The 23,855-nt window shown below is 25.8% G+C and carries 21 protein-coding genes and 2 tRNA genes; 10 read left to right on the top strand and 13 right to left on the bottom strand.

Annotated features, from left to right (window positions below; genetic code table 11):
• Both HF862_RS00005 and HF862_RS00010 read right to left on the bottom strand, forming a co-directional pair.
• Positions 1-77 (bottom strand) — tRNA-Ala (locus HF862_RS00005).
• Positions 78-174: 97 nt separating this feature from the next.
• Positions 175-1,338, bottom strand: a complete 1,164-nt coding sequence (locus tag HF862_RS00010) for an aminotransferase class V-fold PLP-dependent enzyme (RefSeq protein ID WP_035945548.1) — start codon at positions 1,336-1,338, stop codon at positions 175-177.
• 208 nt (positions 1,339-1,546) lie between these two features.
• Between HF862_RS00010 and HF862_RS00015 the strand changes: the two genes are divergently transcribed.
• The 3 genes from HF862_RS00015 (at position 1,547) to HF862_RS00025 (ending at position 5,685) form a co-directional block, all read left to right on the top strand.
• Positions 1,547-1,822 carry an HU family DNA-binding protein gene (locus HF862_RS00015; RefSeq protein ID WP_170185881.1) on the top strand — a complete coding sequence of 92 codons (276 nt, stop codon included), beginning with the start codon at positions 1,547-1,549 and terminating at the stop codon, positions 1,820-1,822.
• 225 nt (positions 1,823-2,047) lie between these two features.
• A complete protein-coding gene (fusA, locus tag HF862_RS00020) occupies positions 2,048-4,129 on the top strand; it encodes an elongation factor G (protein WP_027128957.1) in 2,082 nt (693 codons plus the stop codon).
• Positions 4,130-4,491: 362 nt separating this feature from the next.
• A complete protein-coding gene (locus tag HF862_RS00025) occupies positions 4,492-5,685 on the top strand; it encodes a MalY/PatB family protein (RefSeq protein WP_170185882.1) in 1,194 nt (397 codons plus the stop codon).
• Between the two features lie 102 nt (positions 5,686-5,787).
• Here HF862_RS00025 and HF862_RS00030 read toward each other — a convergent pair whose 3' ends face one another.
• From HF862_RS00030 to HF862_RS00045, 4 genes are all read right to left on the bottom strand, one after another.
• The gene (locus HF862_RS00030; RefSeq protein ID WP_170185883.1) at positions 5,788-6,276 is read right to left on the bottom strand and encodes a prolyl-tRNA synthetase associated domain-containing protein; all 489 of its coding nucleotides are present in this window, start codon (positions 6,274-6,276) and stop codon (positions 5,788-5,790) included.
• A 93-nt stretch (positions 6,277-6,369) separates the two neighbouring features.
• Positions 6,370-8,424 carry a glycoside hydrolase family 13 protein gene (locus tag HF862_RS00035; RefSeq protein WP_170185884.1) on the bottom strand — a complete coding sequence of 685 codons (2,055 nt, stop codon included), beginning with the start codon at positions 8,422-8,424 and terminating at the stop codon, positions 6,370-6,372.
• A 140-nt stretch (positions 8,425-8,564) separates the two neighbouring features.
• On the bottom strand, positions 8,565-9,404 hold the full coding sequence (locus HF862_RS00040) for a YitT family protein (protein ID WP_206038957.1): 840 nt from the start codon (positions 9,402-9,404) through the stop codon (positions 8,565-8,567).
• Between the two features lie 14 nt (positions 9,405-9,418).
• Positions 9,419-11,035: a putative manganese-dependent inorganic diphosphatase gene (locus tag HF862_RS00045; protein ID WP_170185885.1), complete on the bottom strand. Its 1,617-nt coding sequence runs from the start codon at positions 11,033-11,035 to the stop codon at positions 9,419-9,421.
• 182 nt (positions 11,036-11,217) lie between these two features.
• On the opposite strand from HF862_RS00045, the gene HF862_RS00050 reads away from it, so the two are divergent.
• Both HF862_RS00050 and HF862_RS00055 read left to right on the top strand, forming a co-directional pair.
• On the top strand, positions 11,218-11,733 hold the full coding sequence (locus HF862_RS00050) for a shikimate kinase (protein ID WP_170185886.1): 516 nt from the start codon (positions 11,218-11,220) through the stop codon (positions 11,731-11,733).
• Between the two features lie 13 nt (positions 11,734-11,746).
• A complete protein-coding gene (locus HF862_RS00055) occupies positions 11,747-12,520 on the top strand; it encodes an SDR family NAD(P)-dependent oxidoreductase (RefSeq protein WP_170185887.1) in 774 nt (257 codons plus the stop codon).
• 43 nt (positions 12,521-12,563) lie between these two features.
• On the opposite strand, the gene HF862_RS00060 is transcribed toward HF862_RS00055, so the two are convergent.
• From HF862_RS00060 to HF862_RS00070, 3 genes are read right to left on the bottom strand one after another with little or no spacing between them, the layout of a single operon-like run.
• Complete coding sequence (locus tag HF862_RS00060; protein ID WP_170185888.1) at positions 12,564-13,337, bottom strand: ABC transporter permease; 774 nt, start codon at positions 13,335-13,337, stop codon at positions 12,564-12,566.
• Entirely contained in the window at positions 13,330-14,169 is an 840-nt protein-coding gene (locus tag HF862_RS00065; RefSeq protein ID WP_170185889.1) for an ABC transporter permease, read from the bottom strand. Before HF862_RS00065 ends, HF862_RS00060 begins: the two co-directional genes overlap by 8 nt.
• A 1-nt stretch (position 14,170) precedes the next feature.
• Entirely contained in the window at positions 14,171-15,286 is a 1,116-nt protein-coding gene (locus tag HF862_RS00070) for an ABC transporter ATP-binding protein (protein WP_170185890.1), read from the bottom strand.
• Positions 15,287-15,488: 202 nt separating this feature from the next.
• On the opposite strand from HF862_RS00070, the gene HF862_RS00075 reads away from it, so the two are divergent.
• The 3 genes from HF862_RS00075 to fabG all read left to right on the top strand — a co-directional run bounded on the left by HF862_RS00075 (position 15,489) and on the right by fabG (position 17,730).
• Positions 15,489-15,583, top strand: a tRNA-Sec gene (locus tag HF862_RS00075).
• Positions 15,584-15,611: 28 nt separating this feature from the next.
• Complete coding sequence (gene pepV / locus HF862_RS00080) at positions 15,612-16,991, top strand: dipeptidase PepV (RefSeq protein WP_170185891.1); 1,380 nt, start codon at positions 15,612-15,614, stop codon at positions 16,989-16,991.
• A 13-nt stretch (positions 16,992-17,004) separates the two neighbouring features.
• Positions 17,005-17,730: a 3-oxoacyl-[acyl-carrier-protein] reductase gene (gene fabG, locus HF862_RS00085; RefSeq protein WP_170185892.1), complete on the top strand. Its 726-nt coding sequence runs from the start codon at positions 17,005-17,007 to the stop codon at positions 17,728-17,730.
• A gap of 144 nt (positions 17,731-17,874) precedes the next feature.
• Here the strand turns inward: fabG and HF862_RS00090 are convergent, their stop codons facing one another.
• The 4 genes from HF862_RS00090 to eutH all read right to left on the bottom strand — a co-directional run bounded on the left by HF862_RS00090 (position 17,875) and on the right by eutH (position 21,965).
• Positions 17,875-18,285, bottom strand: a complete 411-nt coding sequence (locus tag HF862_RS00090) for a septal ring lytic transglycosylase RlpA family protein (protein ID WP_240934725.1) — start codon at positions 18,283-18,285, stop codon at positions 17,875-17,877.
• Between the two features lie 637 nt (positions 18,286-18,922).
• On the bottom strand, positions 18,923-19,555 hold the full coding sequence (locus tag HF862_RS00095; RefSeq protein ID WP_170185893.1) for an O-methyltransferase: 633 nt from the start codon (positions 19,553-19,555) through the stop codon (positions 18,923-18,925).
• A 15-nt stretch (positions 19,556-19,570) separates the two neighbouring features.
• Positions 19,571-20,869: a 16S rRNA (cytosine(967)-C(5))-methyltransferase RsmB gene (rsmB, locus tag HF862_RS00100; RefSeq protein WP_170185894.1), complete on the bottom strand. Its 1,299-nt coding sequence runs from the start codon at positions 20,867-20,869 to the stop codon at positions 19,571-19,573.
• 13 nt (positions 20,870-20,882) lie between these two features.
• A complete protein-coding gene (gene eutH, locus HF862_RS00105; protein WP_170185895.1) occupies positions 20,883-21,965 on the bottom strand; it encodes an ethanolamine utilization protein EutH in 1,083 nt (360 codons plus the stop codon).
• A 199-nt stretch (positions 21,966-22,164) separates the two neighbouring features.
• On the opposite strand from eutH, the gene HF862_RS00110 reads away from it, so the two are divergent.
• The gene (locus HF862_RS00110; RefSeq protein WP_170186214.1) at positions 22,165-22,710 is read left to right on the top strand and encodes a toxin-antitoxin system YwqK family antitoxin; all 546 of its coding nucleotides are present in this window, start codon (positions 22,165-22,167) and stop codon (positions 22,708-22,710) included.
• 133 nt (positions 22,711-22,843) lie between these two features.
• Positions 22,844-23,818 carry a CCA tRNA nucleotidyltransferase gene (locus HF862_RS00115; RefSeq protein WP_170185896.1) on the top strand — a complete coding sequence of 325 codons (975 nt, stop codon included), beginning with the start codon at positions 22,844-22,846 and terminating at the stop codon, positions 23,816-23,818.
• Positions 23,819-23,855 lie beyond the last annotated feature (37 nt).

Genomic DNA, 23,855 nt, shown 5'->3' on the forward strand with positions numbered 1-23,855 from the left:
TGGTGGAGATAAGCGGGATCGAACCGCTGACCTACGCAGTGCAAGTGCGTCGCTCTCCCAAACTGAGCTATATCCCCGAACAAGGTATATCATACCAAAAAAAATACTCTTTGTCAATAAAAAAAATATAAAATATTTATTAAAAATGATAAAAGCTTGAAAATAAAAGAAAAGTTATAAGTTATTTTTTAAAAAATTATCTATTTTTTTTAAAGAATTAACACAATAGTCAATTTCTTCTATTGTATTAGAAAATCCAAATGAAAAACGAACACATCCAAAATCATATGTTCCTAAATATTTATGAGCTAAAGGAGCACAATGGAAACCTCCTCTTGTAAAAATATTAAATTCTTCAGAAAGAATATTAGTTAATTCAGAGGCGTTTATTCCTTTCATATTAATACCTACAACAGGTCCTCTAGGAATATTAAAATTATCATATATAATAATAGAATCTATTGAAGAAATTTCTTCAATAAAATATTTAGTAAGTTTGTATTCATGCTTAAAAATAGTATCAAGTCCTATAGAATCAATATAATCTATACCTGCTCCAAGACTTAAAATACCAGGAACATTAGATGTACCAGCTTCTAAAACTTCAGGCATTTTTGAAGGTTGTCTAGGAAGTTTTGAATAACTACCTGTTCCACCTTCTATAATAGGAGTAAGGTTTATGTTTTCGTTTACATATATTCCTCCTATACCCTGAATACCTAACAATGATTTATGTCCTGTGAAACAAAGAATATCTATATTATATTTCTCTATATCTATTTTATAATATCCAGCACTTTGAGAAACGTCTACAACAAAAATTAAGTTATATTTTTTACAAATTTTTCCAATTTTTTCTAAATTAAAAATATAACCTGTAACATTTGAAATATGATTAATAATAACAGCTTTTGTGTTAGGTGTAATATTTTTTTCTAAATTTTCCATGACTATTTCATCATTTTTATCAGGAGTAATATAAGAAACTTTTACATTTTTCTCATCTTTTAGATAATTTATAGGTCTAAGAACAGAATTATGCTCTAATACTGATGTAATGATGTGACAATCCTTTAAATTAATCCCTTTAATAGCAAAATTAAGGGCTTCAGTAGAATTTTTTGTAAAAGCTATTTGTAAAGGATTTTTAATATTAAAAAAATTAGCAAGTTTTTCTCTAACTTCAAAAACTTTTCTTTCAAGTTCTATAGATTTTTTATGTGAACTTCTGCTAGGATTTCCATTAAAAGTAGTTAATGCTTCAACAACAGAGTTTATAACAATTTGTGGTTTTGGATTTGATGTAGCACTGTGGTCGAAATAGTAATTTTTTTCCATAAAAATATAACACCTCAAAATAAAATTATAATAAAATTATATCATATTTATAAAAAACATAAAAGAAATAAAATCAATGAAAATATTAAAAAAAATAAAAAAAATCACTTGTCAATATCTGTAAAATATGATATAACTTATAAGCTATGCAAAAAATTTTTAGGTTATAATTATTTAAAAATTTATATATATTTTGGAGGTAAAAGTAATGACAAAAAAAGAGTTAGCAAACATATTATATTTAAAGGAAGTATTTGATACTAAATTAGAAGCAGAGAAAAAAATAGATTCTATATTAGATTTAATTCAAGAAACACTATTATCTGGAGAAAACGTTAATTTTATCGGTTGGGGAAAATTAGAAGTAGTACAAAGAGCTCCAAGACTTGGAAGAAATCCTAAAACTGGAGAAGAAGTTCAAATTGAATCAAGAAGAGGAATCAAATTTAAACCTGGAAAAAATTTCTTAGAAAAATTAAACTAATATAGAAAATTAATATAGATTTTAAAGAAAAGAGGATATCATTAAGATGTCCTTATTTTTTTATAACAAATAATTTTTATATAAAATAATGAATATATATAAATCTAATTGTATTAAAAATATTAAAAAAATTCAAAAAATACTTGATTTTTTAAAATTTATAAGCTATATACATAATATGAGGTTAAAATTGCTAAAATAATTTTTACAGGAGGGGTTATAACTATGAAAAACTATACTACTGATCAAATTAGAAATGTAAGCTTTTTAGGACACAGAGGCTCAGGAAAAACTTCACTTGTTGAAGCACTTTTATATAGAGCCAAAGTTGTTGCAAAACCTGGTGTTATTGAAAAAGGAAATACTTTATCAGATTATGATGATGAAGAAATAACAAGACAATTTTCAATAAATACTTCTGTTATATCTTTAGATTATCAAGATAAAATTTATAATATTTTGGATACTCCAGGATATGCAGATTTTAGAGGAGAAGTTTTATCAGCTTTAACTGTTTCTGAAGGAGCTGTTATTGTTATAGATGCTAGTGCTGGAATAGAAGTTGGAACAGAAAAAGCTTGGAGATTGTTAGAAGAAAGAAATATACCAAGAATAATATTTATTAATAAAATGGATAAAGGAGCTATAAATTATAAAAAAATTCTTACTGAATTAAAAGAAAAATTTGGTAAAAAAATTGCTCCATTCTGTATCCCTTTAGGAGAAGGAGAAGAATTTAAGGGATTTATAAACGTTGTAGAAAATAAATGTAGAATCTTTACAGGAGATTTATGTGAAGATAGACCTTTAGTAGAACATGAAGATTTTGAAAGTGTAAAAAATCTTCTTGTAGAAGCTGTAGCTGAAACAAGTGAAGAAGCTATGGAAAAATTCTTTAATGGGGAAGAATTTACTCATGATGAAATACAACAAGGACTTCGTAAAGGAGTTGTAAATGGAGATGTAGTTCCAGTAGTTGTAGGTTCTGCTATTGGAGGAATAGGATTCCAAACTTTATTTGAAATGATATATGATTATATGCCTACTCCTGTTGAATCAAAAGGTGGAGAAGTTTTAGGAATAAATCCAGATACTAAAGAGGAAATAATAAGAAAAGTTGACATGCAAGAGCCATTTTCAGCTTTTGTATTTAAAACTATAGTTGACCCATTTATTGGAAAAATATCTTTATTTAAGGTTAATTCTGGAATAGCTACAAAAGATGTAGAAGTTTTAAATGCTAGTCAAAATAAAAAAGAAAAATTAAGTAACCTTTATTTTGTAAGAGGTATAAAACAAAGAGATACAGAAAGAGTAGTGGCTGGAGATATAGCTGCTACTACAAAACTTACATATACAAAAACAGGTGATACTTTATGTGATAAAAATAGTCCAATAGTTTATGAACAAATGAAATTCCCAAGACCTTGTATATTTATGAATGTAATACCTACAAAAAAATCTGATGATGAAAAAATAAGTACTTGTCTTCAAAAGTTATCTGAAGAAGATCCAACTTTAAAAGTTATAAGAAATTCTGAAACTAAAGAATTGTTAATTGGTGGTCAAGGAAAAACTCATCTTGAAATAGTTTTAAGTAAATTATTTAATAAATTCCAAGTACAAGCAACTTTATCTAAACCAAAAGTAGCTTATAGAGAAACTATTAGAAAAGAAGTTTCAGTACAAGGAAAACATAAAAAACAGTCTGGTGGAGCTGGACAATATGGAGATGTATTTATTAAATTTGAACCATTGTATGATAAAGAATATGAATTTGTAGATAATATCAAAGGTGGAGTTGTACCAAAACAATATTTACCAGCAGTAGAAAAAGGATTACATGAAGCTGCACTTAAAGGACCTTTAGCAGGATATCCTGTTATAAACTTTAAAGCAACATTATTTGATGGATCTTATCACCCAGTAGATTCTAATGAAATTTCATTTAAACAGGCAGCAATTCTTGCTTTTAGAAAGGCTATGGAAAGTGGAGCATCACCAGTATTGTTAGAGCCAATTGTAAAAATGGAAATAATAGTTCCTGAAGAATATACAGGAGATGTAATGGGAGATATGAATAAAAGAAGAGGTAAAATTTTAGGAATAGACCCATTAACTTATGGAGAACAAAAAATTTCTGTTGAGGTTCCACAAAAAGAAGTACTAGAATATGCTATTGATTTAAAAGCTATGACTCAATCTAAAGGAAGATTTGAATTTGAATTTTTAAAATATGATTATGTACCAAATGAGGTAGCAGATAAGGTTATTGAAGAAGTTAAAAAAGATAAAGAAGAAAAATAGTATCATAGTATAACCTCAAGAAGAGAGACTTATAGAGAAATCTGAAGGTCTCTCTTTTATTAATAAAAAGTGAAATAAAAAAAGTAATGTTATCAATGCGGGCGAGACATAGATAACATTACTTATGTAGGGAGTATGGGGTTTTGAATTATCCCTTATGAAATAATTATATCATATAATAAAAAAAAAGTACAGTATTATTTTGAAAAAAGTACACTTTTGAATAAAAAAATATATATTAGTGCATCATTTCAAAACTATAATGTCTGAAAATTATAAAAATGTTTTAATAAAAATATATAATAAAGATAAAAAAATATGTTATAATTTAAATATAAGTTAAATGAATAGAGGAGGGAAAAATGAAATATAATTTTGATGAAATAATTAAACGTGGAAAAAGAAATTCTATAAAATGGAATAGTAAATATTATAAGGCTATGTTTAATAATCATGAAGATTTACTTTCTATGTGGGTAGCAGATATGGATTTTAGAGTATCTGATGGAATACAAAATAGATTAAAAAAACTTATAGATCATGGAATATATGGATATGGGGCAATAGATGATGAATATTATGAGGCAATCATAAGATGGAATAAACTTAGAAATGGTTGGGATATTCCTAAAGAAGCTATATGTCATACTCCGGGAATAGTACCAGCTATAAATTATATTTTACAAACTTATACAAAAGAAAAGGATAGTGTAATGATATTTACTCCAGTTTATGGACCTTTTAAAAGAAGTATTATAAATAATAAAAGAATTGTAGTAACATGCCCATTATTAAAAGATGAAAATAATAATTATAATTTAGATTTTCAAAAAATGGAAATGTTAATAAAAGAAAAAGATGTTAAAATGATAATCTTCTGTTCTCCTCATAATCCTATTGGGAGAGTATGGAGAAAAGAAGAAATAGAGAAAGTAGCAGATATTTGTTTAGATAATAAGGTTTTAATGATATGTGATGAAATTCATTCTGATTTAATTTTTGGAGATAATAAATTTGTTTCTTATGGAAATTTAGATGAAAAATATTTAGAAAATGGTATTATCTGTAATGCAGTAAGTAAAACTTTTAACCTAGCTGGAATGCAAGTATCGAATATAATCATTCACAATACTGTATTGAGAGAAAAATATAAACAAACACTAGCCCTTTATAATATAGGAGCACCAAATGCTTTTGCTATTGAGGCTGTAAAAGGAGCTTACTTAGAAAGTGATGAATGGTATAAAGAAATGAAAGAATATATTTATAATAATATGGTATTTGCTAAAGAATATATTGACAAAAATTTACCTAAATTAAAATATAATATACCTCAAGGGACATATTTAGGTTGGATAGATTTTAATGCTTATAACTTATATGGTAAAGAGATGGAAGATGTTTTTGAAGAAAAAATTAAAGTTGGAATAGATTATGGACATTGGTTTGGAGAAGAGGGAAAAGGATTTATAAGAATGAATTTTGCTTGTCCAAGGGAGGTTGTAATAGAAGCTTTGGTTAGAGTAAAAAAATATATAGATACTCTTGAAAAATAAAATTTTATAATAAAAAATAGGAGATGATTAAAATTTTTTAATGTCTCCTATTTTTGTTTTTTTAAAATTATTAATTTAAAGAAATTTTAAAAGTAAAATTAATTATAATTCGACTATTTCTATTTTATTTCCATGATTTTTTATTATTTCAAATAAATCTTTTATTTTCATCCAAATAGTTGCTGTATTATCATTAGGATGTACTCCAATTAATCCAGGTTCTTGAAAAAAGTCTTTATCAAAAAATACTTGTACTTTTTTTTCATTATCATTTAATATACCAAAAGGTGTTACTGAGCCAGGAGATAAATTTAAAAAAATCATTAACTCTTCTTCAGAAGCAAACCTTAATGGACGAGTTTTATATAATTCTCTAAATTTTTTTAAATCAGTTTTTTTATTTCCTTTTATTGTAATTAAATAATAATTTCTTTTTTTATCATCTCTCATAAAGATATTTTTTGCATCAGCTTCTGGGTATGGAAGCTTTATTTCAGCAAGTTCTGCCATATTGTAAACTGCCTTATGTTCACTTACTTCATACCAAATATTGTTTTCATCTAAAAATTTATATATCTCTTCTTTATTCATAAAATTTCCCCCTTATCATATAGCATAAAATTTCCCCTATCATATAGTAAAAAGATTGTCACATTATTTTGTAACAATCTTCTTATAAAATTTTTATAAACTGCAAATATCCGTATTAGAAATAATTAAATATCCTAAGTCTTTTATATTGAAATTTAATTTTCTAGAAGCAGGAATATTTCTTTTTCCATAGGATAATTCGTATATAAATTTACATTTTTTTACAGATAGAATATCATCAAAAGCAGAAAAATCAACATCTATATTAAAAGATGTAAGAGGATTTCTGCTAATTATAACTATAATAAAATTATCCATTCCCCTATTTTTTCCAAATTGGTCAACTCCATTATCTAAGAATCGAATATATCCATAAATGTCCTCATTTAGATAAAACTGTTTAAAATCTCCTGTAGAAAGTAAAGAGTGCTTATTTCTCATTTTTGTTAAGAATTTATACCAAGATAAAATCTCTTGATTTTCTCTTCCCCAAGGGTAAGTTCTACGGTTATCAGGGTCTTTTCCACCTTTTAAACCAGCTTCATCTCCATAATAAATAAGTGGAACTCCTGGGAATGTCAATTGTACAAGACTAAATAATTTTAATAATTCAAGACCTAATTTTTTTATCAAGTCCTCTTTCATAATAAGTTTATCCTTATGAAGTCCCTTTTTATAAAGATAATCTTGCATAAATCTTCCAATATCTTCACAAACTGATAATATTCTTTCAACATCATGACTTCCTATAATATTAGTTAAAGCATAGAAATTTTCTTTTGGATAATTTTCTCTCAAATTCATAAACAATTTACAAACTTTTTCAGCATTTCCTTTATTATAGAAAAAATCTAAAAGAATTTTTTTAAATGGATAGTTAGTAACAGTATCTAACTCTTTCCCACACATATACTCTCTTCTTTGGTTATAGCTAATTTTATTAGTTGCATCTTCCCAAACTTCTCCAAGAAGAACAGAATCTTTATCTATTTCATGGCATTTTTTTCTCAAAAGTTTTAAAAATTCTCCAGGTAATTCATCAGCAACATCTAAACGCCAACCTTTTATACCAGCTTTCAACCATTTTGCTACAACACTATCTTCATCTCTTATAATATAATCTAAGAAACTAGGGTTTAACTCATTTACACAAGGTAAATCATCATTTCCCCACCATGAAACATATTCATTTGGATAATTTTTAAAAGTATACCAATCATAATATGGTGAACCTACAGAGTTATAAGCTCCTACTGAATCATAATGGTTAAATCTATTGAAATATTTACTATCTCTACCTGTATGGCTAAATACTCCGTCTAAAATAACATTTATATTATTTTTTCTTAAAGTAGTTATTAAATTATTAAAATCTTCTTCAGTTCCCAATATAGAATCTACTTTTTTATAATCTCCTGTATCATATCTATGATTACTAGCAGCTTGGAAAATTGGGTTTAGGTATATTAAATTTATTCCTAACTCTTTAAAATAATCAACTTTTTTTTCTATTCCTTTGAAATTTCCACCAAAGAAATCCCAACGAAGAATTTCTCCATAAGTTCCTTTAATATAGATAGGGGTATCATACCAATTTCCATATATAAAAGTATTTTCTTTGTGGTCTGATAAAGCACCATAAGGGTTTCCATTAAAAAATCTATCTGGAAAAATTTGATAAATAATAGATTCTTTATACCAGTCAGGAGTTTTACTTTCAGGATAGAAAGTTGTCATTTGATAACTATGAGGATTATCAGAATAAACTTGTCCTACACCACCTAATCCATCATAATTATTTCCATAATATTTAAATTCTCCATTTTTTAAAATTATTTCAAAATAATAAAAAACAAGTCTTGGTTTATCCCCAACTTTATAGGTATATGTATATATATCATCAGGTTCTCCTAAATTTTTTTTGCATGTCATATGATACCTATATTCCTTTGGGGGCTTTGAAATATCTAAATTATCTATAAAAAAATGGATAAATACAGAATCTATCATAGCTTTTTCATTTATTTTTATATTAAAAGTAACTGACTCATTACAAGGAACAGCACCAAAAATAGACTTATAATTTGTATCTTGTGAATTAAAGAATATATAATTATCATCCCAAGCTAAATTTAAAAGTTCTACCATAATTAAACCTCTTTTTAAATTTATATAGTTGTATATTTATATTATAGAATAATTTTAAAAAAATGTACATAGAAAAATGAAGAAACTATTGAAATTAAAAAAGAGCTAAAAGAAAAATTCTGATAGCTCTAAAAAATATTTTATTTTAAATTTTTAAATCCTTTTCCAAGAACTTCAGCGACATCTGTGATATATACAAAAGCATTTTCATCTATAGACCTAATTATTCTTTTTATTGTAGCCACTTCATATCTACTTACAATACAAGAAAGCATATTTTTTTCTTCACCTCTGTATCCACCTTGTGCTTTTATAATAGTTGTTCCTCTTTTTGCCTCTTTCATTATTATATCTTTTATCACTAAAGACTTATCAGAGATGATTGTAATAGCTTTAGAACTGTCAAATCCATCTTGGATCATATCAATAACTTTTGTACATGCAAAAACACCAACAAGAGTATACATAAATATTTCTTTTCCAAAAAGAAAGCCAGAAATACTTAAAATAAGAAAATCCATAGAAAAAAAAGCTTTTCCTACAGGAATATCAAAATATTTAGTAAGAATTTTTACTATAATATCAGTTCCCCCACTAGAACCACCAGCAGCAAACATAGATCCCAAACCAAGTCCAACAACTATTCCACCAAAAATAGAAGCAACTAATTTATCTTCTAAAGGGTTTATGGGAATTTTAGTTAAAATATTAAAAGCTAGTGAAGTAATAATAGTACCATAAAAAGTTTTTAATATAAATTTTCCACCAATTAACTTGTAACCTAATATAATCAATGGAATATTTATAAGAGCATAAGTAATTCCCATATCAAATCTAAAAAGATAATATAGAATAAGGGAAATGCCTGTAACACCACTACTTCCTAATGAATTTGCTCGATAAAAATAATGTATACCAAAAGCTATTAAGAAAGCTCCAACAGTTATAAGAAATAAATCTCTAAAAAAATATTTTTTCAAAATTTACCTCCTAATCAATCAAGATTTTGGCTAGTAATCATAAGTACAGGAACAACTTGTTTTTTTCTAGAGATTATTCCATTAAGCCATACAATATTATTTTCTAGTTTTACATCAAAAGCTTTTTCTACTAAGTTTTGTTTTTCACCAACTGCCAAGAAATAAGAACCAGATTTAATAATATCTGTAATTATTAATATTGATAAAGAATAATCATGAATTTCATTATTAACATTCATTATATCTTCAAAATCTTTTTTCTTCTCTAAGATACCTTCAATATCTACAGTATTTATTTGAGATATAGATATTTTTACACCATTCATTGTAAATTCTTTCATATCTATTGATAAAATATCTTGTGAAGTCATATTTTTTAATGAAGTTCCAGCTATAAGCATTTTCATACCATAAGCTTCAAAATCTTTTTCTTCACAAAGTTTTGAAAGTTCTTTTACTGCTTCAATATCTTTTGTTGTGCAAGTAGGTGATTTAAAAAGAAGTGTATCAGAAAGAATAGCACTCATCATAAGTCCAGCCATCTCTCTAGACGGAATAATTCTTGCTGCCTTATATAAATCATAAATAATTGTAGATGTACAACCAACTATTTCAGCATTAATTTGTACAGGTTCATCTGTTATAAAGTTACCAAATTTATGATGGTCAACCACTTGAAGAATTTTTGCATCTTGTAATCCTTCTACAGATTGCTCTTTTTCATTGTGGTCTACTAAAATAACTTTTTTTCTTGTGAAATTAATTAAGTTTTTAGTTCTAATTGTTCCATAAACTGTTCCATCTTTTTTTGTAACAGGGAAGTTTGTTTGTGTTGCTTCTTTCATAATATCTCTTATATCATGTAAAAATTCATCAATTTTAAATGAATAGAATTTTTCTTTAGGAATTATAGAAGAAACAGAAAGAGATTGACTTATAAGACTTATAATTTTAAAAAGATTTGAATGAACTCTCATAATTGCACATTCAGAAGTAACTCTAGGACTTATAAAATCTTCCTCACTGCAAGAAACTATAATAACTTTAGCTCCTGCTTTTATAGACCTATCAATTCCATCAGCAATATATGTTGTAACAACTATATCTCCAGGTAAAACTTCATCAAGTTCTGAAACTGATTTTAAATTACCTTGAATAATTCCAGAAGGATAATTTCCACTTACAATTTCACCTTTTAAAACATTCATTAGGTTTTCATAAGTTGTAGTATATTTTCCAAATAAATCAGAGTGCTCTAAGTTAAGATAAGTATTAGCTATGTCTGATACATGTAATAAACCTTTTAGTTGTCTATTTTCATCAATTACAGGTAAACTTGAAAAGTTTTCTTTAGTCATAGTGTCTAAAGCACCTTTTAAGGAATCATTGATAGATAAAACTTTTTTCTCTACTCTTGTTAAATCAGAGATTTGAGCACTAACAGTTGTTAAAAGTTTTGGTTTTTCTATTTTAAAATAATCTAATACAAAGTTTGTTTCATTATTAGTTTCACCTAGTCTACAAGGAACAGCATTTTCTCCAAGTTGATTTTTTAAATTTGCCAAAGCAATAGAAGAACAAATTGAATCTGTATCTGGGTGCCTATGTCCAAAGATTAATATAGGGTCCATAAAATCCTCCTTTATAAATAATCTCAATATATTAGTATTATAACCTATATTTTAAAAATGAGCAAATTATTTAAATAAAAATATTTTTGAACTAAAATTGATTAAAATGAATAATTATAACAAAATAAAAAAATTTGTGATAATAATTGAAATGTGTTATACTAGAAAATGGAAGGTGAAGTATGAAAGAAAATATTGCATTGATAGGCTTTATGGGTAGTGGAAAAACTACTGTAGGTAGAGCTTTGGCAAAAGCTTTAGAAATGAAATTTGTAGATATAGATAAAGAGATTGTAAAACTTGAAAAAAGAAGTGTAGCTGAAATTTTTCAAGAAAATGGAGAACAATACTTTAGGGAATTAGAAAGAAAGATAATCGATAAGGAATCTAAAGATAACAATATAGTTATCTCTACAGGTGGAGGGGTAATTATAGATAATGAAAATATAAAAAAATTAAAAAATACATCTTTTGTTGTATATCTTAATTGTGATATAGATTGTATTTTTGAAAGAGTAAAAAATAAAAAACATAGACCTCTTTTAAATGTAGAAGACCCATATAAAAAAATAGTAGAATTGTATAATAAAAGAGAGATTCTTTATAAAATTTCTTGTGATTTTAGTGTAGATATAAATAGAGAAAGTTATCTTTATGATACTGTAGAAAAAATTAAAAATAAATATATCAATAGTTAGCAGGAGGAAAGAGATGGGTAGATTAGAAGGAAAAAAAGTATTTATTACTGGAGCAACAGCTGGTATAGGAAAAAGTTGTGCCATAAAGTTTGCCAATGAAAAAGCTCGTTTAATCCTAATGGTTAGAAACGAAGAAAAAGGAAAAAAATTAGTAGAAGAGATAAATGTAAAATATCCTAAAGTAGATGTTACTTTATTAATTGGTGACGTTAGAGATGGGAAAGTTTGTGAAGAGCTTGTAAACTCTTTACCAGAAGACTTAAAAGATATTGATGTATTAATAAATAATGCTGGTTTAGCTAAGGGATTAAATAAAGTTTATGAAAATTCTATTGAAGATATAAATACAATGATAGATACAAATATAAAAGGACTTTTATTTGTTACAAGAGCCATTGTTCCTTTTATGGTAAAATATAATAAGGGACATATTATAAACTTAGGTTCTGTAGCTGGTGTTCATGCTTATGCTGGTGGAGGAGTTTACTGTGCCACAAAAGCAGCTGTTAAATTTATTTCTGATGCCTTAAGACTTGAACTTATTGAAACTCCTGTAAAAGTTACAAACATTCAACCAGGGATTGTTGAAACAGATTTTAGTTTAACAAGATTTAATGGAGATATTGAGAGAGCAAAAAATGTTTATAAGGGAATTGAAGCTCTAACTCCAGATGATATAGCAGATATAATAGTTTCTACTGTTAGTTATCCTGATAGAGTTCAAATATCTGAAGTAACTATTGTGGCTCAAAATCAGGCTGATAGTAGAGCAATATTTAAAAAATAAACTAAATAGAAAAGAGGGTGTAATTTTTTAACACCCTCTTTTTTTAATGAATAAAATATTTTTGTAATCTTGTTGTAGATAATGTAAGTATAGTTGCAAATCCTATAAATAATACTGATAGAGAGTTTATTACAGGAGATACTCCTATTCTTATCATAGAATAAATTCTAAGTGGTAATGTTGTAGAACCTGGTCCAGCCACAAAGAATGTTGCCACAAAATCGTCAAAAGATAAGGTAAAGGCAATTAAGAATCCAGAAATTATTGCTGGTATAAGAAGTGGTAATATTATTTTTTTCAAAGTTTGAAATTCTGTAGCTCCTAAATCATAAGAAGCTTCTACTAATGAATAGTCTATTTCAGCTAATCTTGATAAAACTATAAAAAGTACAAATGGAATATTTACTGTTGTATGAACTATTATAATACTCATAAGTCCAAGTTGTAATTTTATAGTTACAAATAATATTAATAATGAAACTCCCATAATTATTTCTGGAACAATCAATGGTAAAAATACAATTATTTTTAAATATTTTTTAAATTTAAAATTATGCCAATGGAGTCCTATTGCTCCTAAAGTTCCAATAATTGTAGATATTGAACTAGAAATTAAAGCAATAAATACACTGTATCTAAAGGCTCTCCAAAGTTCATCTGAATAAAGGAAAAGTTCTCTATACCATCTCAATGAAAAACCTTGCCAAACCATAGCTTTACTATCATTGAAAGAATAAACTACTAAAACTATAAGTGGTAAATAGAAAAATACTATAGAAAATAAAAAGAAAAATAATGATGTTCTTCTCTTATCCATTTAACTCACCTCTTTCCTGCTTTATAAGTCCTATTACTAGAATTATAATTGTAACAAAAATAAGTACAGATGAGATAGTTGAAGCCATTGGCCAGTTTCTTGTTTCTGTTAAATGACGGGCAATAACATTTCCTAAGAAAATAGAGTTTGTTCCTCCAACAAGTTTTGGAACTATATAAGAACCTAACATAGGAACAAAAGTAAAAATACTTGCTGTCATTATACCATTTTTTATATTAGGTAAAAATACTTTAAAGAAAGATTGTTTATTAGTAGCTCCTAAATCTCTAGCAGCTTCCATTAGAGAAAAATCAAATTTATCTATAGTTGCATATAATGGTAATATTGCAAAAGGTAAACTTGTATATACTGAAATAAGTATAACAGCCCAAGTATTATAAAGAAATTGTATAGAATGATCTATAAATCCAAATTTCTTTAATATCATATTTACAAATCCATTACTTCCTAAAATTGCCATCCAAGCATAAATTCTTATAAGAAAGTTTGTCCAAAATGGAATTATTATTAAATAAATAAGTTTTTCTTTATATTTTGAACGGACTATAAAATAAGCTGTAGGTACTGCAATAATTATTGTAACTATAGTTACTAATATACTTATAAAAAGTGTCTTATAAACAATTGATAAAAATACTGAATTTTTAAAAATAGTGAAAGATTCAAGAGTAAATTCTAATTCTACTCCTCCATAAACTCCTTTTTTTAGGAAAGAATATACCAAAACAATAAGCATAGGGATTAAGAAAAAAGCTGTTAGCCATATTGTTATAGGTACTGTATATAAAACTCCTTTTTTACTGTTTTTCATTTTATTTTACCTCAACGAGATAACTATCTTCAAAGTTCCATGATATAAATGCTTCTTCATCCCAGCTTACATCTGTATCATCATCTTCAAAGAAAATGTCATGTTGCTTAAATGCTTTTATAAGTAAGTTTTTATCTCCGTTTACCCATGTAAAATATTTACTTTGGAAACCTGTATAAATAACCTCATCAACATAAACACTTAATGTATTATATTTCCAACTTAAATTTTCAGGTTTTTTCTTAGTAACTTTTATTTTTTCAGGTCTAACTGAAACTACAACCTTATCTCCTACTTTTACATTTCTATCCATTTCAAAAAGAATTTCTCCAAAATTAGGATTTATAAGAGTTGCACAAGTATCACTATTTATTTTTGTAACTTCTCCCTCTATAAAGTTATTTTCTCCTATAAAATCAGCAACAAACATATCTGCTGGTGATTCATAAACTTCTGCTGGTGTTCCAACTTGTAAAATATTTCCTTGGTTCATAATAGCTATTCTATCTGAAATAGACAAGGCTTCTTGTTGGTCGTGAGTTATAAATATAAAAGTAATTCCAACTTCTTCATGAATATTATCTAATTCAATAAGTAAGTTTTGTCTAAGTTTAGCATCTAGTGCTGATAAAGGTTCATCAAGAAGTAATACTTCTGGTTTATTTATAAGAGCTCTAGCAATAGATACCCTTTGTTGTTGCCCTCCTGATAATTGATTAGGTTTTTTATTTGCGTGTTCTTCCAAATCAATCATCTTTAACATTTTAGCAACTTCTGTTTTTATATATTCTTCACTTTCCTTTTTTAATCTTAAAGAAAATGCTATGTTTTCAAAGACAGTTAAATGAGGAAAAAGAGCATATTTTTGAAATATAGTATTTATAGGTCTAAGATTTGGAGGCAACTTGGTTATCTCCTTGTCTCCTAAATAAACTACACCAGAGTCAGGCTCTGTAAATCCTGCAAGAATTCTTAAAAGAGTAGTTTTTCCACATCCAGAAGGACCTAAAATTGAAAAAAATTCTCCTGGTTGAATATTTAAATTAATATTCTTCAAAACTTGGACTCCATCAAAATTTTTTGAAAGATTCTCAATAGAAATACCTTTTTTTTCCACTTATCAACCTCCTAATTACATTATTAAAATTGTCAAATTTTTTAGTACATCCTTATTATTTTATCACATTTAAAAAAAAATTACAAATTATTCTTCTCAATAAAAAAAATATATATTGACATAAATAAAAAAAACATATAAAATACATACGTAATCTGGTTTATTTTTTTTAAATTTTTTGATATACTATTATTAGAGAAATGGAAGCGGCAGAAAACTGGTGTTTTCAGCAGTCTTCAAAACTGTATTGGTGGGACATAGTTCCATGATAGGTTCGATTCCTATACGCTTCCGCCATAATATATTAATAAGAGGTGTCAAGTAAATGGATATTCAAAAAGAAGTATTAAAATATAAAGAACAATTAATTTCGTCACTTCAAGAATCAATTCAAATAAAAAGTGTTGAAGAAGAACCAAAATCTGGAATGCCTTTTGGTGAGGGACCAGCTAAAGCTTTACAACATTTCTTAAAAGTGGGAGAAAACTTAGGATTTAAAGTTGAAAACTTTGATAACTATGCTGGACATATAATTTTTGGAGAAGGAGAAGAATCTCTAGGAATATTAGGACATGTTGATGTTGTACCAGAAGGAACTGGTTGGGATTATCCACCTTATTCAGGAATGATTGTTGATAATAAAATGTATGGTAGAGGTACTTTAGATGATAAAGGACCTTTAATGATATGTCTTTATGCAATGAAATGTTTAAAAGATATGGGAATTCCTTTAAAAAAACAAATTAGAATGATAGTTGGGGCAAATGAAGAAACAGAATGGGGTTGTATGAAACATTATTTCAATACATTAAAAATGCCTGAGCCTACTTTATCATTTACACCGGATAGTAGTTTTCCTGTTACTTTTGCAGAAAAAGGAATATTAAGAGGACTTCTAAAAATAAAATGTGATGATAATTTTTCTATTCAGGGTGGAAAAGTATTTAATGCTGTTCCTGAAAAAACTTTCTTAACTTTACCTTTAGAATATAAAAATCTTATTATAGAAGAATTAGAAAAATATAATTTTGAAAATGAATATAAAATAACTTGTGAAGAAAAAAATAATAAATTAGAAATTATATCTTATGGAAAGGCTGCTCACGCTGCTCATCCAGAATTAGGATATAACTCTCTTTCAGCTTTATTATCATTTATATATGCTATTGGATTAAAAGTTACAGGTCTTTCTGAAATGGCAAAATATTTTGGAGAAAATATAAAACTTGAGTTCAATGGAAAATCAGCAGGACTTTACTTTAAAGATGAGCCTTCTGGTGAAATAACTATGAACTATGGAAAAGCTTATGTTGAAGATGGATATTTATATGTATCTCTTGACACAAGATATCCTGTAACAGTAAAAGTAGAAGAATTAGAAAATAAATTATTTGTATTACTTAACAAATATGGAATTGAATTTGTTGGTGGAAAAAAAGAAAATCCTTTATATATTAAAAAAGATAGTTTCTTGGTACAAGAACTTACAAATATCTATAAAGAAATTACAAATGATAAAGATTGTGAACCTGTTGCTATAGGTGGTGGAACTTATGCTAAGGCTGTAAAAAACTGTGTTGCTTTTGGTGCCTTACTTAAAGAAACACCTGATACTATGCACCAAAAAAATGAATGTATTCCTTTAGACACTTTGGATACATTATTAAAAATATATGTAGAAGCAATTTATAGATTAGCTAAATAAATTAGGAGGAAAAATGAATAGAATTGAAGGAAAAGTAGCTTTAGTTACTGGAGGAGCTGCTGGAATTGGAAGAGCAATAGTTGAAAGATTTGCTGCTGAAGGGGCAAAAATGGTTATTGCTTGTGATGTAAATCCATGTGAATATGAACAAGAAAATGTTGTTGGAAAAATATTAAATGTTACAGATAGAGAAGGAATAAAAGCTTTAGTCAAAGAAATAGTTGAAACTTATGGAACTATTGATATTTTAGTAAATAATGCTGGAATAACTAAAGATGGACCTTTCTTAAGAATGAGTGAAGACCAATGGGACGCAGTTATAAATATAAACTTAAAAGGTGTATTTAATGTAACTCAAGCTGTAGCTCCTGTAATGACTAAAGCAAAAAAAGGTTCTATAATAACTTTATCTTCAGTTGTTGGTTTATATGGAAATATTGGACAAACTAACTACTCTGCTACTAAAGCTGGAGTTATTGGAATGACTCAAACTTGGAAAAAAGAATTAGCTAGAAAAGGAGCTCAAATTAGAGTTAACTGTGTTGCACCTGGATTTATTCAGAGTCCAATGACTGATAAATTATCAGAAAAAGCTGTTGAAGGAATTTTAAGTGGTGTACCATTACAAAGAATGGGAACTAAAGAAGATGTAGCTAATGCTGTATTATTCTTAGCAAGTGACGAATCTTCTTATATTACTGGGGCAGTTTTACCAATTTCTGGTGGACTTTCATTTTAGTTTTATAAAATAATAAAAAATAAAAGAGGGTGTTGTTATTACAACACCCTGTTATTTTTTATATAAAATTATTAATAAAAATTTGTTCCTTTTTAAATAAAAAAGATTATATAAAAGTTTTATTTATATAATCTCTTATTTATTTTAGTTTAAATATTTTTTATATTCTTTTGTAGTAAACTTAGGACTTCCTTGTTTATATTTAAAAATATTTTCTTGACTAACCACTTTTATTTTAGCATTTACTAATCCTTTATCAAGAGAAGCAATCTTAGAGAAAGCTGCCTTACTCAAATCTAATTTTCTACCGTATTTTTCAAAACCACCTCTATCTATAACTACCACTTTAATAGATTTTTTATTTTCTTTATTAGTTACTTTTAAAACAGTTCCAAAAGGATATTCATTAGAAGCACAAGTATATTGACTAGAATCATAAATATATCCACTAGCTGTTAACTTTCCTTCAAAACCCTTTGCATACCAACTTACTTTATTAGCATATATTGAAATTGATAAAATTAACATTAATAAAATAATAAAAAACTTTTTCAAATATAACCTCCTATTTATTTTTCTGATTTTTAACTATTTTTGCTAAAATAGATTCAAGTCCAATTAAAACTATTGGCATTATGATATTTAAAATTATTTGAATATTTAATTAGGAGTAAATAATTCCATCAGATGATCTCATTTCTCCTATCATTATTGCATATGGTAAAAGTAAAACGATAATACTAATAATTATGATACTACAACTATAAACCTTTGATTAGTATAGTTGTTAATAATATTTCTGAAACACTATACAACTAGAAATATAATCATTGTTAGTGTACACTAATTAAGTTTCTTTTTATTTATCATATTTTTTCTTTTTTTATTTTGAATTTTTCGTTTCATAAAAAACATCACTAACTCTAAAATTATATCATAAATTTTAATTTAAAAAAAGTTTTTTATTTAATAAATTAAAATTGTATTAATTTTTTAACTATATTATTAAAATTTTTTAACTAAATTTATAAAAAATATCTAAATTTTTTATAAGTACTTTTTTTGATTAATATTCAGTTGTAATTCCTTTATTATTAGGAATTCTATTTAATTTTTTCTTAAATTCTTCACATTCTTTTTTATTTATTCTAGAGAATTTTCTTCTATAAATTTCAGTAATATTAAGTCCATATTATTTTTTACAACGAATTAATCCCACACCATCGCCAAAAGGTAAAAGGGTAAAATCGTAGTTCCTATAAAGATAATCTATAAATTCATCTAATTTTCTTACAATAGTTTTAAATCTTTTTGGATATTCTTTATATAAATATCCTCTAAACATAATATTATCAATAAAAACTATTCCACCATCATTAAGCATTTTATAAGAATCTTCAAAGAATTTCTTATATTGTCCTTTAGAAGCATCTATAAATATAAAATCAAACTTATCATCTAATTTTTCTATTTCAGTTGTTGCATCTCCTAATATCATCTTTACATTTTTTAAAGAAGCTTTTTCAAAATTTTTCTTAGCCTCATTAAATCTCTCTTCATCAATCTCAATAGTTGTAAGTATTCCATCATTTTTTTCAATAAGTCTTCCCATTAAAATTCCTGAATAACCAATGGCAGTTCCAACTTCTAAAACATTTTTTGCATTGATAGTTTTTATCATAAACTCTAAATATTTTGCAACCTCTTTTGTTACAATAGGAACATTATTTTCTTTAGCATATTCTTCAAGTTCTAATATAAGTTTATCTTCCTCTTTTATTTTATCAATTATATATTGATTAGCTTCTTTTAATTCTTCTAACAATTTTTTCTCCTTATTTTAACTAATTTTTTTAAGTTTTGCTATATAAAAGTTGTCTACAATCTCTTCTTTATAATCTATTAAAAATCCTCCAACTTCGTCATATTCTCCTGCTACATTTTCAGGAATTTCAACTTTAATATTTTGGAAATTTTTATGATTTTCTAAGAATTTTTTTACATTTAAAGTGTTTTCCTCTTTTGTAATAGTACAAGTACTGTAAACTAACTCTCCACCAACAACTAAATTATTACTTACACTTTCTAAAATTTCATATTGTAAATTTGAAAGTTCTTCTACATTTTCAAAATTTTTGTTGTATAGAGCCTCTGGTTTTTTTCTTATAACTCCATAACCACTACAAGGAGCATCAACTAAAATTTTATCAAATTTCTTTCCTTGCTCTTTTATTTTTCTAGCATCAAGTTTTACAGCCTTTATGATATCTATCCCCATTTTTTTACTATTTTCTTCTATAAGTTTAATTTTATGAGGATAAATATCAAGAGAAAGAAGTTCCCCTTTATTTTTCATAAATTCAGCTATTAAAACACTTTTACTTCCAGGAGCTGCACAAGAGTCTAAAACTGTTTCTCCTTCTTTTGGATTTAGATTTTTCACAGATAGATATGAAGCAGCATCTTGAGCAATTATTTTTCCATTTTTAAATTCATCAAAATATATTACAATTCCAGAATCTAAATAATAAACTGTATCAATTTTTTTTATAATATTTATATCTTTCTCTTTTAAAAGATTTTCAAATTCTTCACAAGAATATTTAAGAGTATTAACTCTAACAGCCATATAAGGTATTTTCTTTAAAGAAATTAAAACTTTTTCTATATTTTCACCATATTCTTCAGATATTTTTTCACAAAACCATTTAGGATATGAGTATAGAATATCATAAGCTTTCTCATTTTTTAATTTTTCTAAAATTTCATTTTTTTCTCTGTCATAGTTTCTTAAAACACCATTTACAAATCTTCCTACAGGAACACTAAATTTTTTCTTTGTAAGTTCTGTAGCTTCCCAAATAATTCCTTTTACGTCACTATTCATAAAAGTCATTTGATATATTGAAATTCTAAAAAGTTGTCTTTGCCATTCTTTTTTTATCTCTTTTACTTTTTGATTTATAATATAATCTAAAAATATTTTATTTCTAATAACTCCATAAAAAACTTCTGTTATAAAGCCTCTTTCCTTTGGGCTTAAAGTATTTTCTCTAAAATATTCATTTAAAGCTATATTAGAAAATTTTCCTTGTTCTACCTCTGATAATAAAACTATTATCCTTTGTTTTATATTCAAAATAACCTCCAGATTAATTATTTTTTTCTAATTTATATAATAAATTTCCTACAAACATTGCCAAAAATCCCCCTGAAAGCTTTGCTACAATCACAGGAACAACCATAGATTTTTCTATACCAGCTGTAAAACCTAAATGACTTCCAAAAACAAAGGCTCCACTTACAGAAAAGGCTATATTCATTATTTTTCCCTTAGGGTCCATATCTTTTACTAAAGCAAGCATGGGAATATTGTGAGCAAGACAAGCTATAAATCCAACCACAGAATTTTCATTCACATCTAAAATATTTCCAATTTTTATTAAAAATTTTTTAAAAATATTTGTTATAAAATATACAAGAGGAAAAGCTCCTGAAAGTACCATTGCAATTTTACAAACCGTTTCACCAGCTTCTAAAGCTGAAATCATATTATTTATTATAACTATTCCTGTCAAAACTCTAATACTTTCTAAGGCAAAACCTATTGTTATTAATATTGTAATAATTTTTCCAAAAATTAAAAATCCACTAGCTATTTTTTTTGGATATTTAAAAAGTAAAATTCCTAAAATTATTGTTAAGATAAAAGTTGGAATTAAATTTAAAATTAAAAATTTTATATTAAATCCTGCTACTAATCCGCCTAAGAAACAACCAAAAGGAACTGTAATTATTCCAGCTAAAATTCCTTTTGAAAGATATTTTTCATCTTCTTTTTTTATTATTCCCATAGAAACAGGAATTGAAAAAGATAGAGTAGCTCCTAATGTAGCACTTAAAATTAAACCTCCTAAATATCCACCCTCTTTACTATGAGCTAATTCCATTCCTAAAGAATAACCTCCCATATCATTGGCAAGAATTGTTCCAGGAAAAAGTCCAGGGTCGATACCAAAAAAGTTATATAAAGGAGAGATAATTGGATTTAAAAAATTGGCAATTACAGGAGAAAGACAAATTATTCCTATCATAGAAATTCCCAATGAACCCATTGCCATTATTCCCTCTTCAAATTTTTTTCCATAACCTAATTTATTTCCAAAAATTCTATCAATAGCCCCAACTATCATAAATAATATCATAATATATATAATCAAATCATTTATTTGCATTTTTTCCCCTATCTAAAAATATTCTTCATATATGATACCGTAATTTTAAATGAATGTCAAACTATCTAAAAATTTTGTTTTATTAAAAATAAATACTTTTATCTGTTGACTTTTTTATGAATGCAAGGTATACTATTAATATCAAAATGTTAAAATAAAATACATTTCTAATTCACTTTTTTTCAAGGAGGCGGTTATGATGGTTAATCAATACAATGGTGAAGGAAAAAAAGAAGGTTTATGGGTAAAATACTTTGAAAATGGCAAAGTAAAAGAAGAAAAAAACTATGTAAATGGAGTTAGAGAGGGTGAATATAAGTGCTACTATTCTAATGGACAAGTAGAAACTAGAAAACATTACAAAAATGGAAATTTAGATGGAGTTTATGAAACTTTTTTATCTAACGGAGCTAGAGATACTGTTTATCATTTAGTTAATGGAGAGATGGTTGGAAGATATGAATCTTTTTATCCAAATGGACAAACTAAAAAACTTGTAGAATATATAGATTCTAAAAATACAAAAACAAACTTATCTTTCTATATGGATGGAAAAGTTCAAAAAGATTGTAATATAAAAGATGGAAAACTTTCAGGTGCTTATAAAGAATACTATTCTAATGGACAGTTATATATATGTGCTTTCTATGAAAATGGTGAATTAAATGGTGAATATAAAGAATACGATGAAAGTGGAGCTTTAGTAAAAGAGTGTGTTTATAAAAATAATAAAATAGAAAAATAACTTTTAAATAAAAGAGATATTGTCAAAATTCAGTATCTCTTTTTTATTTGTGTAATTTTTATATTTAAATTTTTGTAGAAAGTCTAACAGTCTTTTATTTTTTTATGGTATATTATTATTGAGGTGATATTTTATGATAATTGAAAAATTAAAATCTCTCAACAGTAATATTGATAATTTTCTTTATGAAGATACAAAAACTACCTTAGAAAAAATCTATTTCATTTTTAAAGAAAAAAATTTTCAAGGTTATTTAGTTGGTGGAATTATAAGAGATATAATTCTTTCAAAAAATACTTTTGATATAGATATAGTATCTCCAAATTTTTTAGAAATTGGAAATTATATAATAAATAATTTTCCTGTAGAAAAATATCGAATAAATGAAAAATTTTTAACTTTTAATATAAAACTTAAAAATGGACTTAATGTGGATATAGCTTCTCCTAGAAAAGAAATTTATCCTTTTTCTGGAAGTTTACCTGTAGTTTCTCCTTGTGATATAGAAGATGATATTATAAGAAGAGATTTTTCTATAAATTCTATTTATTTAAATTTACAAGATTTTAAAATTTTTGATAGATTTAAGGGAATTGAAGATATAAAAAATAAAAAAATAAAAATTTTACATAATAAAAGTTTTTATGATGACCCTACCCGTATTTTACGAGGAATTAAGTTTGCTAGTAGATATAATTTTTCCTTTGATGAAAATACAGATTTATTAATAAAAAAAGCTATAAAAGAGAATTATTTAAAAAACATCTCAAGCGATAGACTTAAAAATGAACTTTTGCTTTTATTTAAAGAAAAAAATATAGATTTAATTTTAAATTATCTAAAAAATTATAATGTATTAAATTTTTTAGATATATTTATAAATACAAAAAATATAAAAAAATATATAATTTTTTACGATTCTTTTAATAAAAAAATAAAAGATAAATTTTTAATTGAATCCTTTGAAAATTTTATTTTTATAACTATTTTTTTTACTTTAGATAATCAGAATAGAGAAGTGTTATTTAAATTATTTAATATCTCTAAGAAAAAAATTAGAAAAATAAATGAATTTTTCCTTTATTACCTTGATATTTTCCCCTCTTAAATGATATAATAGAATTAGGTGTGGTTTATTTAGGAGA

The sequence above is a fragment of the Fusobacterium sp. FSA-380-WT-3A genome (assembly GCF_012843705.1).
Classification (GTDB): domain Bacteria; phylum Fusobacteriota; class Fusobacteriia; order Fusobacteriales; family Fusobacteriaceae; genus Fusobacterium_B.